Origin of the sequence: Sphingobacterium corticibacterium, from assembly GCF_004208525.1 — a bacterium.
GTDB classification, from domain to species: domain Bacteria; phylum Bacteroidota; class Bacteroidia; order Sphingobacteriales; family Sphingobacteriaceae; genus Sphingobacterium; species Sphingobacterium corticibacterium.
In genome coordinates this window covers 442641-457707 of record NZ_SGIT01000002.1, presented here as the reverse complement: position 1 = coordinate 457707, position 15067 = coordinate 442641, and the positions used below count along the sequence as shown (strand labels likewise).

Genomic DNA, 15067 nt, shown 5'->3' with positions numbered 1-15067 from the left:
GTTTGCGGAAACTTTTAATCGTTCATTATGCTACGGATTTTTCAGCAAATTGCATTATGGGAGGCTATCTCCACTGTTATTCTTTTTTTTGTCGCTATGCCCTTGAAATATCTGGCCGATATACCAGAAGCTGTCCGAATCGCCGGTTCTATTCACGGTTTTTTAGTCGTATTGTTTGTTGTTCTGCTGGTGATGTGCTGGAATGAGTATAAATGGCCTTTTAGCCGCGTGGTAAAATACTTTTTAGCATCCTTGATACCTGTTGTATCCTTTTGGGTGGAGCGGGATGTAAAGCGCCAGATCCACGCACAAAAGACGACCGGTACTTCACTTTAGCCTTGTTGTCTGTCCGGAAAGGAGTCGATGCTCATGTAAGCGTAGGTTATCTCTGTCTTTCCATGGGGTACAGGATTGCCCTCCTCATCCAGATTGACGAATACAAGCTTGTCGATCGAAAGTATGGTTTTTCGGGTAATCTTGTTGCGGACTTCACATCGCATGGTGATGGATGTTGTGCCAAAATGTGTGGCCGTGATGCCCATTTCTATAATATCGCCCTGCTTAGCGGAACTTACAAAATTGATTTCGGAAATGTACTTCGTGACCACATAAGGATTGCTCAGTTGTACAATCGCATAGATTACGGCTTCTTCATCTATCCAACTTAACAACCTGCCACCGAACAGGGAGCCATTGGGGTTTAGATCTTCGGGTTTTATCCATTTTCTAGTGTGAAAATTCATAATGTTAATATTAATTAAAAAAGGCAAGATAATTTATCTTGCCTTTTATTATTTAAGCATGAATTGCTCTGTTTGCTGTCGCGGCTAATGCTGCCTCTTTTAGGGCTTCTGTAAATGTTGGATGTGCATGGCATATTCTGCCGATATCTTCAGCTGATGCGCGGTATTCCATAGCTACAACCGCTTCTGCGATCATATCCGCTGCTCTAGGCCCAATCATATGTACACCTAATACTTCGTCTGTTTCGGCATCTGCTAAAACTTTGATGAAACCATCAGTGTCTCCAGAAGCTTTAGCACGTCCGGAAGCTTTGAAAGAGAATGAACCGGTTTTATATTTTATACCTGCTTCTTTCAGTTGGTCTTCTGTTTTTCCGACAGAAGCAACCTCCGGCCAAGTGTATACTACGCCAGGTATAAGGTTATAGTCAATATGCGGCTTTTGACCGACAATGTACTCGGCTACATAAATACCTTCGTCTTCTGCTTTATGCGCAAGCATGGCTCCTTTTATGACATCGCCGATCGCATAAACACCTTCCACAGCAGTTTCTAAATGTTCATTAACGGGGATTTTGTTGCCTCGCTCTTCGGTTTTGATACCAATATTTTCTAATCCGAGACCTTCCGTATAGGCCGTTCTTCCCACGGCAACAATACAATAGTCACCCTCTAGGGACACGGTTTCACCTTTAGGATCTTCCGCAGTTACCGTCACTTTCTTACCTTTTGCAGTAGCCCCCGTAACCTTATGTCCCAAAAAGAACTCCACACCTAAATTTTTCTTTAATACACGCTGTAATTCCTTTCCTAAGCCACCGTCCATGGTGCCGATGATCGATTTTTCATATTCAACAACGGATACTTTTGCGCCGAGACGTGCGTATACGGATCCGAGCTCTAAGCCGATTACGCCGCCACCGATAACGATAAGATGTTTAGGAACTTCTTGAAGGTTGAGCGCTTCGGTAGACGTAATGATGCGTTTTTTGTCGATCGGTAAGAACGGAAGTGCCGTAGGTTTTGAACCCGTGGCAATAATTACATTTTTTGTTTTTAGTTCCGTTGTGCTACCATCTTTTTGGGCCACCTTAATGGTGTTTTTATCAACGAAGGATCCAACACCCTCATAGGTGTCTATTTTGTTTTTCTTAAAAAGAAACGTAATACCAGCCGTATTTTGTGAAATGACGTCATTTTTACGGGCCATCATCTTTTTGACATCGATCTTGAGGTTGCTCAAACCGATACCATGCGCTTCAAAATGGTGTGCGGCATTGTGATAATGCTCGGAGCTGTCCAATAATGCTTTGGAGGGAATACAGCCTACGTTTAGACAGGTGCCTCCAAAAGTGCTATATTTCTCGATTACAGCCGTTTTTAGTCCAAGCTGGGCACAGCGAATAGCACTTACATATCCACCGGGGCCGCTTCCTATAACGATTACGTCGTATTGCATAAAAATAGTATTGTAGTTACGGTCTCAAAGTTAACGATTTAAATAAATTTAATTGTATTTAATGCGTAAAATAAAAAAAGCATTTACGGCTGTAAATGCTTTCTCTATGGGCAATATGATAAGAATCACGCCGATTTATTCGGCAACGATTTTACCCTGCATGACGCCGAAATGTCCAGGGAAACTACAGATGAATGTATACACACCCTTTTCTAACGTAAAGGTAATTTTGTCTTCTTCACCTGGACCTAGTAATTTCGTGTGTGCAACAACGGAACTTAAAGATGTTTTAGGAATGTAATCGTTGTCTGCAGCAGCAACAGCCTCCGCGCCAAAGGTGGCTACGTCTACACCTGGTGCCAATATCACGAAGTTGTGTCCCATGGATTCTTTCGGCAATTCACCTACATTTTTTAAGGTTAGTTGAACTTCCTCACCTGCTTTTACGCGTAAAAGCTCGGTGTTAAATTTCATTTGATCATTACCTTCCACAACAGGCTTATTGGATAATTCCACGTTTTCAATGCCTGGAACAGTTTCTGTAGAGGTACTTCCTGCATCAGCTGTCGTTGTTTCTTCTGTTGTAGTTGATGTGCTTTTATTTTCTGAACCACCACAAGCCGCGAACGACAATGCGACAGCAATCGCTGGAAAAACAAATAATTTTTTCATTTTAAAGAAAGTTAAATATATAATTATGTATATGCTTTTGAACAAATTTAACCAATATTATTTTATAACCAAGATATTACACCCTTTTTGAGATAAGTTTGTCAATTTTCTGATATAAATCAATAGGATCAAAAGGTTTTCCGATTACACTGTCTGCTCCCGCTTCATATGCAGCGGCTTGTTCATGTTCTAATACCGAAGCGGAAATCGTGATAATGGGCGTAGAGGCCTTTTGCGGATTGGGGTGCGTTTTAATTTCCTGTATAGCTTCAAATCCCGACATAACAGGCATGTGTGTGTCCATCATGATAAGGTCGTAATCGTATTGGTTTACATATTCGATGGCAATATGTCCGTTTTTGGCCACATCGACCTCGCATCCCCAAGATTTTAGTATGTGTTCAAGCATAAAACTGTTTAATTCGTTGTCTTCTGCGACGAGAATCCGAACATGATCAAATTTATGCAAAGACGGTATAGTTTCCGTATCTAATGTTTCCTGCTGTTTAAAATCGTCTATTTTTTGGAACGTTGCTTGGAACGAGAACGTAGACCCGACGCCGTAAGTACTCTCCGCTTCGATTTTTCCATCGAGTAGATCTGCTAACCGTTTTACAATAGCCAATCCCAAGCCAGTCCCACCATATTTTTTGGTGATACTGTCATCTCCCTGTTCGAAAGCAAGGAATATCTTTTCGAGGGCTTCTGATTTGATACCTATTCCAGTGTCTGTTACGGTAAATTTAATCGTACATTGAGCATCCTCTTGTTCCACAACACTTGCTTTCAATGTAATTTTACCCTCTTTCGTGAATTTCAATGCATTGGATATGAAATTGTCGATGATCTGCTGTATACGTATCGGAGAGCTTTTTATATATTCCGGTAATTGCGGATCAATAATTGTTTCGAAGGTAATATGTTTATCTAGCGCCTTTATCTTGAAAAAGTTATTGATATCTGTCAATTTCTTGTGGATGGAGAAGTTTTCATATTCTATTCTCATCATACCCGAATCAATCTTGGAAATATCGAGAATATCGTTTATGATGAGTAAAAGGGAATTTGAAGCACTGTCTAATCGATTGATCCAGTCGCGTTGCTCGTCATTAAGGGATGTATTCCGAAGGATGTGTATAATGCCTACAATACCGTTAATCGGTGTTCGGATTTCATGACTCATATTGGCCAGGAAGCTTTCTTTTGATTTGCGGGCCTCTTCTGCTTCTTCTTTTGCAAGGATGAGTTGTCTTTGCGATTCCTCCAACGCGATGTTCTTTTGCTTAATCTCTTCTTGTATGTGGATTTGGCTTACAAAAGAAGACACTTTTGCGATCGTTATCTCCGGATTGAGGGGTTTGTAAAGATAGTCTACCGCTCCGCTTTCCAATCCTTTCAACAGGTATTTGTCTTCTTTTGAAATTGCCGTCACCATAATGGCCATAATATGATTTGTCTTGGGATTTGATTTCAGTAGAGAAACAAATTCAAAACCGTTTATTTCGGGCATTTGCACATCTACCAGGGCAATGGCAATATCGTTTTTCCAACAAATTTTAAGCGCCTCATTGGGATCGGTGGAACTGATAATATGGATATGTTCGACTTCCGAAAGCAATGCCGATAAACTGACGATGTTTTCTTCCTTGTCATCTAAAATGAGAAGATTAACATGCTTCATGTTGATTTTATTTTAAATTTCTGAAATACGACATAATCTGTCGGTTACTATATATATCGACACGTTCACTGGCCTCAATAGCATGTTTCGGCATCGTTGAAATAGAAGCTTCGGTTGGAGATTGCACGATGACTTTTGCCCCCATCCGCTGCAATTGCCGAATGCCATCTGTACCATCTTGATTGGCCCCCGATAGTAAAAAGGCAGTACAACGGTCGAGGAATACGTCTGCCGCCGTCTCAAAAAGCACGTCTATAGAAGGACGGGAAAAATGAATGCGTTCGGAAATATCCAACGAAAAGGTCTTATCTGGCTCTACCAGTAAATGATAACCCGGTGCAGCAAAATATATCCCCCCTTTTAAGATGGCTGCTTTATCCGCTGCTTGGACAACTTCCTTCTGGAGCCTCGTCGATAGTGTGTCTTCTATTTTTGTGGTAAACCTCGGGTTGCGATGAATAACGATGATAATTGCAGGAGAGAAAGTCTCCGGTAAAGCTGCCATCATGTCGGTAATTAGTGTATAGGACCCAGCACTCCCGCCAATTAAAACAACTTCATTCGCTTTTTCCATCACTTTATTTTTTGATAGATATTAAATTTTTTATTAATCACCTTGAATTTAGCCATGATTTCGTGATTGAATAATGTTTCTTTTGTACCTAAACATAGAAAACCGAATTCACTTAAGGATTCATAGAACAAATGAAAGATACGGTTTTGCAATTCCAAATCGAAATAGATAAGCACATTGCGACAGGATATAAATTGGAATTCATTGAATACATAGTCTGTAGCGAGATTATGTTGGGAAAAGAGCATGTTCTTCCGTATATCCGCATGGATAATGGCTGCATCATACATAGCTGTATAGTAATCTGATAAGCTCCTGAAGGACCCCGTTGCATTATAGTTCTCTGTATATAGTTTGAAATTTTTAAGCGGATAAATCGCTTTTTTGGCAACTTCTAATACTTGGCTGTTTACATCTGTGCCGTAGATAAAACTACGGTTATATAAACTCGCTTCGGTTAACATGATCGCTAATGAGTAGACTTCTTCTCCGCTGGAACATCCGGCACTCCAAAATTTTAGACGGGGAAAGGTTTCAAGATAGGGAAAGACGTCTGTCCGTAAGGCAGCATAATAAAACGGATCCCTAAACATTTCCGTGACGTTGACCGTGATCTCATTCATCAAGTAGGTACGGAAACCTTCTACATTGACAATGGCATTCTTTAAATCAACGATATCCATTCGCTCCAAATCCAGCACGCGCTGTACACGGCGTTTTAGCGAAGATTTGCTGTATCCCACGAGATTAAAGCCAGAAACTTTTCCCAATAATTCGATAATATCTTCCAGCTCTTGAAAACTGATATGGGATGATGTTAACTTAGCCATACACGCATCAACGATATTAATTTGTCAATGTCGATCGGTTTACTAATATAATCACTTGCACCGATCTCTATAGATTTTTCCCGGTCTCCTTGCATGGCTTTGGCCGTCACGGCAATTATAGGGAGGTTTGCATTTTGTTTATGTGCTCTTATTTTTTTGATCGCTTCGTATCCATCCATTTCGGGCATCATAATATCCATCAGTACGATATCAATCTTTCCGATGTTGTTATTAACAATCTCTACAGCCTCTAAACCGTTGTTCGCAATTTCAATTTCCATATGGTACTCCTGAAGCGTAGTCGTCAATGCGAAGACATTGCGCATATCGTCATCGGCAATCAACACTTTTTTCCCCTCCAGACTACCCGCTTGTAGATTATTCTTTTTAAGCTTCTCGATATTTTTTATAGGGGTATAATCGTCCGTGCTAATTTTGTTAAGGAATAAGGTCACTTCGTCTATCAACCGGCTATTGCTTTTGCCTGATTTAAGCACCATTGCCTTTGTGTGTAATCTAATGTGCTCGATCTGTTCTGTAGAAAGATCATAAGCAGTATTGACGATAACAGGTGTTTTGACATAAGCCGGCATCGACTTAATTTGATCTAGTAAATCTAATCCGTTCGCATCTGGGAGTTTGATGTCTAATATGACACAATCAATATGTTCTTCTTCTTGGAGTTTAACGAGGGCAGATTGTGCGGAGAATGCCTGTATAACGTTAATATGATGCTCGGCAAATGCCGATTTAATAATATCACTTTGAAATTCCTGATCTTCGACTAATAGTACTTTTTTGATGCCTTTTTTGATATTAAGTTGAATATTTCCAAAAGCTTTTTTTAGCGCATCTTCAGAAACTGGTTTGGAGAGAAAGCCAATAGCCCCTTTTTCAATGAAATCACGTTGGTTGAACGAAGCCGCAGACATCATATGGACAGGAATGTGCTTTGTTTCAGGATCTGCTTTTAACGTGCGCAATACCTCCCAACCATCAGATATGGGTAACATGACGTCTAATATCATAGCTTGTGGTTTAAATTGCTGTGCTTTTTTTATACCATCATCACCATTGTGTGCTAACATAACCTGAAAACCATTTAACTCCGCAAACTCACGGAGAATTTCCGCAAAATTAATGTCATCTTCCACGATCAAGAGTGTTCGAACTGCCTCTCCTTCTTCCATATTCCCCGCGGTTACATGGATTGGCGTAGGAGCGGGGTCAGGTATATCTAATGCCTCTTCGTCAGAAATCGGATTCGCTACCAATGGTTGTCCATCCGACACGATGTTTTTTTCGTTTATTTGATATGGAATGGTCAAGGTAAATGTACTTCCTTTATCGATTTCACTGATTAAGGTGATATGCCCGCCCAATAATATAGCGATTTCCCGGCTAATGGATAACCCTAATCCTGTTCCGCCGTATTTTCGACTTGTAGAGCCGTCCTCTTGACGAAACGCTTCGAAGATTAACGCCTGTTTTTCTTTGGGTATACCTTTGCCCGTATCGGAGACGGCAAATTTCAAATACTCTTTTTCACGGGTAATGGTTAACTGGATCTTTCCATTTTTGCCGGTGAATTTGAATGCGTTCGAAAGGAAATTTTTGAGGACTTGCTCCAGTCTGTACTCATCACAGACAAAAGTTGAAGCGACATCCTTCTGGATGTTGATATCAAATTGTATATCTTTCTTCTGTGCAACTGTAGCAAATAGGCTTTCGATGTTGTTAGCAAATTCTTGTGTGCGGATGATGTCATGGTTGAGCTCTACTTTCCCTGCTTCTATCTTGGCGAGGTCTAATAGCTCGTTGATAAGCTGCAATAAATCGCTTCCTGCACTGTGGATAACAGCCGCGTACTTAACCTGATCGGTGTTGAGATTTTTTGTTTTATTATCTTGCAGTAACTTTGCTAAAATCAAGATACTGTTTAATGGTGTTCGGAGTTCGTGGCTCATATTCGCCATAAACTCTGATTTGTACCTGCTAGCAAGCTCCACTTCCCGAATTTTTTCTTCCACGGTCTGCTGTGCCGCATGTAACTCTTCATTACGGGAAGCCAGCAATTTAGCCTTTTCTTCCAGTTTGGCGTTAGTTTGTTGTAGCTCTTCTTGTTGTACACGTAGCTCTTCTTCTGATGCTTCTAATAAATTTGTTTTGTAGATCAATTCTTCATTGGTAATGCGGAGTTCTTCCTGTTGCGCTTCCAGTTCTTCCGTTTGTTGCTGCGTTTCACCCAAGAGATTCTCAACCAAAATATGTGCCTGTCCACTCTTTATCGTAATCGCTAACATACGGGCAATACGCTCTAGATAACCGATGATTTTAGGTAAAACCTCGTCCGTATAATGGCCGCCGATTTCGAGTATGCCCCATGTGCGACCGTCCACTACACAAGGTGCTAAAACGATAGTTCGCACCTGGTTTGAACTGAGGGTGCTGGAGGAGCTAAATAGCTCTTCCGCATTTTCATGGATAACCCGCATTTTTCTACTTTTTGCAACGTGGCCCATCAAACCCTCCCCATCCAGAAAAGTTTCGGGTAGCTTGTCCGTGCTATTCACACCAATGTGTTGCTTTAAGACATATGTCGAAGAGTTTGCCTGCTGGATATAGAAGGCTGCAGCGGGTGGGGCTAACGTTTCTAAGATTTTCTCAAAAGCAATCTGGGCAATCTGGTTTTCATCATCAATACCGCTAATCTGCTCGTTTAGTTTGCTGGATTCGGTAAGGATCCAATTCGTATCTTCAATATGCTTTTGGGCAGTTTTAATTTCCTTGTTCAATAAATGCGTCTCTTTCGAACGTTGTCCTAGTTCACGCATGGCTTTTAAGATCCTGTTAATGATGTAAAGCAGGATGATCATCAAGAAGCCGATTAATATGTAGGTTCTCGTTTTTAGGGCATCAGCAGATTGACTGAATTCATCAACGATAAGATGAAGTTCATTTAGGGAGCTTGCTTGATTTTCTATCTCGGAGCTGATTTCCTTGAACCTCTTGATTTGTTTGTCAATTCCATAGAAAAAATATATAGCAGCGCCTATAATTAAGACATAGGTCATGGTTATCCCAATGAACAATTGCCATTTAAGGCTTACGTTTTTTTTCATCTTAATAAATTATTGTTGATATCATATCTAACGATATACCGCTTGTTGTCCCTATGGTATGTTAAAGGCTAATCTTGATGATTATAACCATGTTATATTTTTAGAATAAATCCCCTTGGATACAAAAATAGTAATTGACTTGCTGAAAACGCAAAATAAATAATATCTTTAAGGAGTTACTTAAATGAATATATCGTATGGAACCTGAAATTAGCTTAGTTTTAATTATTGTAGGAGGAGTTGTAGCCTTTTTTGTGTTAATCTATTTGTTGCCGGTGAATCTTTGGTTTACGGCGCAACTTTCCAATGTAAAAATCAGCCTGTTAAATTTGGTGTTGATGCGTTTGCGGAAAGTGCCGCCATCGTTGGTAACCAACGCGATGATAACATCCACAAAAGCTGGCTTACGTATTTCGACAAATGAAATCGAAACCCATTATCTTGCCGGAGGCAATGTGAATAAAGTTATTAAAGCACTTATTTCGGCGGATAAAGCGAATATACCGCTTGACTTTAAGTTGGCTACGGCTATCGATCTCGCAGGCCGGGATGTTTTTGATGCGGTGCAATTGTCGGTGAATCCGAATGTTATTAATACACCTCCTGTGGCTGCTGTGGCCAGAGATGGTATACAGCTCATTGCGCGGGCACGTGTTACAGTACGCGCCAATATCAATCAATTGGTAGGAGGTGCCGGAGAAGAAACCATCCTTGCCCGTGTAGGAGAGGGTATTGTTTCGACGATAGGTTCGTCCACGGATCACAAAGAAGTGTTGGAAAGTCCTGATCGTATATCAAAAACGGTCTTATCCAAAGGATTGGATTCGGGAACGGCATTTGAGATCTTATCTATTGATATCGCTGATATTGATATCGGCGAAAATGTGGGCGCGAAATTACAAACAGATCAGGCAGAGGCGGATCTGAAAGTGGCCAATGCCCGGGCAGAGGAACGTCGTGCTATGGCCGTCGCTACCGAGCAGGAAATGCGTGCGAAGGCGCAAGAAGCGAAAGCAAAAGTGATTGAAGCAGAATCGCAGGTTCCCTTGGCCATGGCGGATGCTTTCCGGAGCGGAAATCTTGGTGTCATGGATTACTATAAAATGCAAAATGTACAAGCTGATACCGAAATGCGTTCTTCGATTTCTAAGCCAACATCGGGTGGAAAAGGAAAATCATAACAGCATAAGGTAATAAAGTTGTTCTTAAAACAAAACCCTGGCGATGGGCGCCAGGGTTTGCTACTAACCAATTATAAACCTAAATTATGAAAAGACAATTTTAATGCTGTAATCTTACATTTGCTTATCGATTACAGTACAAAAGTACGTCGAAAAATAATATTTGTCAAGCCTATTGTGTGTATAGTTGCGTTTGCAATCAATATGTGACAAACCTTTGATGATATGACGTTTTTAGATAAAATTTTGACTTTTATTAATTAGCTATTTTATGGTGCTGCAAGCATTTGCCAATATTAAAGTTCTTTTTTTGGATGTCGATGGGGTTCTTACAGATGGTTCCGTACTTGTTACGGAACAAGGTGAGCAGCTAAGGCGTTTTTCTATTAAAGATGGTTATGCCATACAATTGGCGATGAAGCGTGGACTTCGTATCGCAGTAATAAGTGGCGGGAAATCGCAAGGTGTGTTACAACGCCTTCGTGGGCTTGGTGTGGAAGATGTTTTTCTTGGTGTAGGCGATAAATTGACCGTAATGCGGGACATTATTCTCCGCTATAAAGTCGCATTAACCGAAGTAGCTTTTATGGGAGATGATATACCGGATTTGACCTGCTTAAAACAGGTGGGGCTACCCATGTGTCCACAAGATGCAGTGGAGGAGATAAAAGCTGTTGCCCATTATGTTTCTCCGAAAAATGGTGGAGAGGGTTGTGTTCGCGATGTCATCGAAAAGATCCTGAAGCTTCAAAAGAAATGGTACGATAATGATCACGTAAAGAGTATTTAGATGTTAATAGAAAGGTTTAAAGGTATACCTATTATCTTGGGGTCCCAATCACCTCGGCGGAAAGAACTCCTGCAAAAGATGGGGTTTGATTTTCAAGTTATCGTCAAAGAGACAGATGAACATTTTGATAAACAGCAATCACCCCGAGAAGTCGTTGAACATATTGCTACCAACAAAATTCAAGGATTTGACAGCACTTCGTTTCATGACACACTGGTTATCACAGCCGATACGATCGTTGTCCATCAGGATGAAATCTTAGGTAAACCCCACGACGAGAAAGAGGCATTTGATATGCTGGACAAGTTGCAAGGTGCCCATCATGTTGTATTGACAGCTGTCGCATTACAGTACCAAGGAAAGCGACATTCTTTTGTTGAAGAAACGCAAGTGGAATTTTATCCCTTGTCAGCTGAAGAAATTATTTTTTATATGGAAAATTATCACCCGTTTGATAAGGCGGGCTCATATGGAATCCAAGAATGGATAGGATTTATCGGGGTAAAATCTATTACAGGTTCGTATGAAAACGTGGTGGGATTGCCGACAGCCCGGTTGTATCAGGAGATGAAAAAATTATAGGGGCAATTTTTTGCCCCTATCCCTTATTATTATTTAGTATACCGCTATTTAATCGTATATCGTACTCCAGTGTAGAACATCCGGCCGGTTATCGGACCCCACAGCAAGTTGGTGTCAAAATGACTGCCGAAAGGCTCTTCAAACGCTAAGATAGGATCTTTTTGATAAAAGTTTGTCAAATTCTCCCCACCAATATATAGCGTGAAGTTTTTATCTGCACCGAAGCTTTTACTGATCTGCGCATTCATCGTAACATAGGCATCTGAATAGGCTGCCAATTGATATGCAACAGGATTGTCTAGGGTAGACGGTAGACGTTTTTTGCCTACCACATTTAAGGTGTAATCGAAACTCCATCCGCTATGAAGGTTATACGCCATATTCACAAAACCCCGGTGTTTGGCAGTCAATGGCTTTTGTAAACGTCCTTCTCGATAATCTGTTTGTACGTCCAATAATCTATAAGCCATTCTGGCTTCGAAGTGTTGAGCAGGCATAAACCTAAATTCAGCTTGTAAACTATTGGAGTATGATTTGCCGTCCAGGTTGTAGAAAGATACCGCTCTGGGATTCTCCCAGTCTACGACCACCTGGTTGGTGAAGTTGTTATGAAAAAGTTCAACGGATAGGCCTGATTCTCGGCCGAACAATTGAAAATCTTGATCAAAAGTAAATCCTGTATTCCAGGATACTTCTGGTTTTAACCCGTAGGCCGTACCATTTTGGTGGGTAAGCTGTCCGTAGTCTATTGCCCGGCTGGAGGCAAATATACCGAGGTTTTCCGCAAATATATTAGCCGTCCGCTGTCCTCTTCCGGAGCTTAAGCGAAAGGTCGTCGTATTGGTGGGGGCATAGCGAAGTACCGCTCTTGGTGTTGTAAACCAGCCGTAAATAGTATTGTAGTCTTGGCGAAGACCCAATACGGCATCAAATTTCTCACTTGGCGTATAGGTGTATTCTAGGAATGCTCCCGAGACAGTTTCCGTTCTGTTAAAATCATATTGGAGGATATTTTCGTTGTATTTATCGTATGATACGGAGGCTCCAACTCTGTATTTATGATTTACCGAGCCGATGACATCTTGGTAGAGGAGATTAGCATATCCACTATTTTGCTCGTTATCATAAGTTGTTAACCCAAAAAAGCTGTTTTGACGGAAATGTGACCCCGAGAGCTGTAAACCTATGCTGCGGAGTTTGTTGCTTGGGAAAACGTAGCCAATCTTCGCAAAACCTTCCACGCGGTCGATATCGAATCCCAGTCCGTAACGATTAGCGGTCAATTTGTCCGTGCTTTTATTAAAATCGATTTCTCCTCCGGTACGGTCATCACTTAAATACTTGACGCCAAATTGTGCAATGAAACCTTTTCCATCTTCATAATGCCACCTGTTTATACCCGAAAATGTGTTGCCCACAGGCATATCTCTAAAACCATTATGGCTAAAGTTCATGTTTTTGTTGTACATGAAATTATCATGCAGTAAAAGGCCTACAGACCATTTGTCGTTTAGTTTTTGAGCCAGATTTAAATTAACATCCGTACGTCCCATGTTATTGGCATAAGCATTAAAATAGAGGCGATCGGTGTCATGGGGTTTTTTTAATTCGACATTGATTTGTCCCGACATACTTTCGAATCCGTTCGCTACGGATCCCATCCCTTTACTGATGTGTATAGCTTCTATCCACGGCCCCGCCATACTATTTAATCCTAGTGGAGATGCAAAGCCGCGTGGACCGGGGAGGTTCTCGACCGTTAATTGCGTGTAGATGCCACTCAGACCCAATAATTGTACTTGCTTCGCGCCTGTTACCGCATCACTTGAAACGACGTCCACAGAGGCATTTGTCTCGAAACTTTCGCTCAGATCACAGCAAGCAGCCTTAAACAGTTCCCTTGCTGTAATTGTCTCCACACGGTTAGCGTTCAATTTATCTACATAAGCCGTGCGCTGTCTTCTGGAAACGACCACTTCTCCTAAAACGTTATTCTTCGCATGGATAACCAAGATCTCGTGTAGGTTCTTTACTTCGATAGTATCGGACTGCATGCCCACGTAGCTGACAACGAGATGTCTGGACTCTTTTTTATGGAGAAGTTCAAATACCCCCTCGCCGTTACTCTGCTTTTGTGTGGACTGATCGCCCAGCCAATGCACGTTGACACCAGCAATAGGTGTTAAATCACCGCGGTTGTTTTCTTGCACAACAACACCTCGTACAATATGGTCATGGTCGTGGTTAAAATGATCATCGTCGTGATCCTCCTTATCTTTTTCTTCGCCGAGACGATCGTACAAACAACACTGATGGAGTTCTTCATAGACCTCTTGTTTTGCGCGTATCTCATCGGTGTCATGACCGACATCAGCAATAGACTGCTTAATGTTTTTAGAGGAGGTGATGCTTGGGTTGAAAACAACAGTCGCCATGCCGCTTTGTGTATCCCACGTCGCTTGGGAAACACCCTTGATTTTCGCTGCTTTCTCAATTCGTTGCTTGCACAGGGCACAATTTCCCGCTACTTCGAAAGTAATGGTGCTATCTTGCTGTGCAAAACCGATGGTATATATACTAATAAAAAGTAAGGTAATAAGTCCTTTATATAGTCCGTTCATTATATTTCGTTATTTGATTACTGTTAAATACATGATACTGACATTTCCTTTGTTTCCTATAGGCGGTCCCAAGTGAAATGTTGTTATTAAGCTGTTACAGCGAAATCAGACGCGAAAATTGCAATGGAGAAGATAGGTAGGGGTAGACTGTTTTGTCAGGAGAAAGGGATCAGGCCCTACATTTATTTTTTGTGCATCGAAATGTGGTTGAAGAACCACTATCCATATAATAGAGAGTGTAGCAGGTGATAATGTCATGAAATTAAGAGAAGAAGGCGTACTTTCAACTTCTTCTTGCCCTTTCTTTAAATCAATTTTGATGTCTTTGCAGCAATCGTCGCCTTCCATATCACAGGCGTGAGACGATTTTGACGCTGTTTCATGCTCCTGATCCAGACAAACGGGGCAACTTTGATGGTGTTTTTCCACATTATCTTGAAGCATAACGAACGAGCCACCATGGCATTGGTGCATATACACAGTCATTCCTGTACACGTAAGGGTGTAAAAGAATAATATAATGCTCGATAAGAATGCTCTCATGTCAAACAAAGATAGAAAAGATATTTTATCTCTGAAAAGTTGTGTGGAAAAAAATCTTTGTAAGATATTGTATTTAAGTAAAGAAGATATTAAATTTATCACATCATAAAACTAATCGATATGGAGCAATTACTGTCCGAACCTAGGGTTCTTCTTTCTTTAGCAGTATCACTCTTGATCATAGCTGTTGGTATCTTTAAGGTATACTCCAGGTATGTAAAAGAGCTGTAAGAAATTTTATCTTTATGCCTGTCCGAACAGTGAAATAA

The 15067-nt window shown here is 41.0% G+C and carries 13 protein-coding genes; 4 read left to right on the top strand and 9 right to left on the bottom strand.

The annotated features are described in order from the left end of the window. Nucleotides 1-27: 27 nt before the first annotated feature. On the top strand, nucleotides 28-336 hold the full coding sequence (locus EWE74_RS10690; protein ID WP_130141540.1) for a DUF3817 domain-containing protein: 309 nt from the start codon (nucleotides 28-30) through the stop codon (nucleotides 334-336). On the opposite strand, the gene EWE74_RS10685 is transcribed toward EWE74_RS10690, so the two are convergent. The 7 genes from EWE74_RS10685 to EWE74_RS10655 all read right to left on the bottom strand — a co-directional run bounded on the left by EWE74_RS10685 (nucleotide 333) and on the right by EWE74_RS10655 (nucleotide 9081). Continuing rightward, entirely contained in the window at nucleotides 333-743 is a 411-nt protein-coding gene (locus EWE74_RS10685; RefSeq protein ID WP_130141539.1) for an acyl-CoA thioesterase, read from the bottom strand. The genes EWE74_RS10690 and EWE74_RS10685 overlap by 4 nt on opposite strands. 52 nt (nucleotides 744-795) lie before the next feature. Continuing rightward, nucleotides 796-2202, bottom strand: coding sequence for a dihydrolipoyl dehydrogenase (gene lpdA, locus EWE74_RS10680; protein WP_130141538.1), 1407 nt, complete (start codon nucleotides 2200-2202; stop codon nucleotides 796-798). Nucleotides 2203-2337: 135 nt separating this feature from the next. After that, a complete protein-coding gene (locus EWE74_RS10675) occupies nucleotides 2338-2874 on the bottom strand; it encodes a plastocyanin/azurin family copper-binding protein (protein ID WP_130141537.1) in 537 nt (178 codons plus the stop codon). 76 nt (nucleotides 2875-2950) lie between these two features. After that, nucleotides 2951-4555 carry a response regulator gene (locus tag EWE74_RS10670; RefSeq protein WP_130141536.1) on the bottom strand — a complete coding sequence of 535 codons (1605 nt, stop codon included), beginning with the start codon at nucleotides 4553-4555 and terminating at the stop codon, nucleotides 2951-2953. A gap of 7 nt (nucleotides 4556-4562) precedes the next feature. After that, on the bottom strand, nucleotides 4563-5129 hold the full coding sequence (locus EWE74_RS10665; RefSeq protein WP_130141535.1) for a chemotaxis protein CheB: 567 nt from the start codon (nucleotides 5127-5129) through the stop codon (nucleotides 4563-4565). Then, a complete protein-coding gene (locus tag EWE74_RS10660) occupies nucleotides 5129-5959 on the bottom strand; it encodes a CheR family methyltransferase (protein ID WP_130141534.1) in 831 nt (276 codons plus the stop codon). The genes EWE74_RS10665 and EWE74_RS10660 overlap by 1 nt, the downstream gene beginning before the upstream one ends. Next, nucleotides 5947-9081 (bottom strand): GAF domain-containing hybrid sensor histidine kinase/response regulator, encoded by a 3135-nt coding sequence (locus tag EWE74_RS10655; RefSeq protein ID WP_130141533.1) that lies wholly within the window; start codon nucleotides 9079-9081, stop codon nucleotides 5947-5949. The genes EWE74_RS10660 and EWE74_RS10655 overlap by 13 nt, the downstream gene beginning before the upstream one ends. Before the next feature lie 197 nt (nucleotides 9082-9278). Here EWE74_RS10655 and floA point away from each other — a divergent pair, with 197 nt between their 5' ends. The 3 genes from floA (at nucleotide 9279) to EWE74_RS10640 (ending at nucleotide 11634) form a co-directional block, all read left to right on the top strand. After that, nucleotides 9279-10262 carry a flotillin-like protein FloA gene (gene floA / locus EWE74_RS10650; protein WP_130141532.1) on the top strand — a complete coding sequence of 328 codons (984 nt, stop codon included), beginning with the start codon at nucleotides 9279-9281 and terminating at the stop codon, nucleotides 10260-10262. A gap of 271 nt (nucleotides 10263-10533) precedes the next feature. Next, nucleotides 10534-11052: a KdsC family phosphatase gene (locus tag EWE74_RS10645; protein WP_130141531.1), complete on the top strand. Its 519-nt coding sequence runs from the start codon at nucleotides 10534-10536 to the stop codon at nucleotides 11050-11052. Beyond that, nucleotides 11053-11634: a Maf family protein gene (locus tag EWE74_RS10640; RefSeq protein WP_130141530.1), complete on the top strand. Its 582-nt coding sequence runs from the start codon at nucleotides 11053-11055 to the stop codon at nucleotides 11632-11634. A 44-nt stretch (nucleotides 11635-11678) separates the two neighbouring features. Here EWE74_RS10640 and EWE74_RS10635 read toward each other — a convergent pair whose 3' ends face one another. Together EWE74_RS10635 and EWE74_RS10630 are read right to left on the bottom strand one after the other, a co-directional pair. Beyond that, nucleotides 11679-14255 carry a TonB-dependent receptor domain-containing protein gene (locus EWE74_RS10635; protein ID WP_130141529.1) on the bottom strand — a complete coding sequence of 859 codons (2577 nt, stop codon included), beginning with the start codon at nucleotides 14253-14255 and terminating at the stop codon, nucleotides 11679-11681. Between the two features lie 105 nt (nucleotides 14256-14360). Then, entirely contained in the window at nucleotides 14361-14729 is a 369-nt protein-coding gene (locus EWE74_RS10630; RefSeq protein WP_206365199.1) for a hypothetical protein, read from the bottom strand. Nucleotides 14730-15067 lie beyond the last annotated feature (338 nt).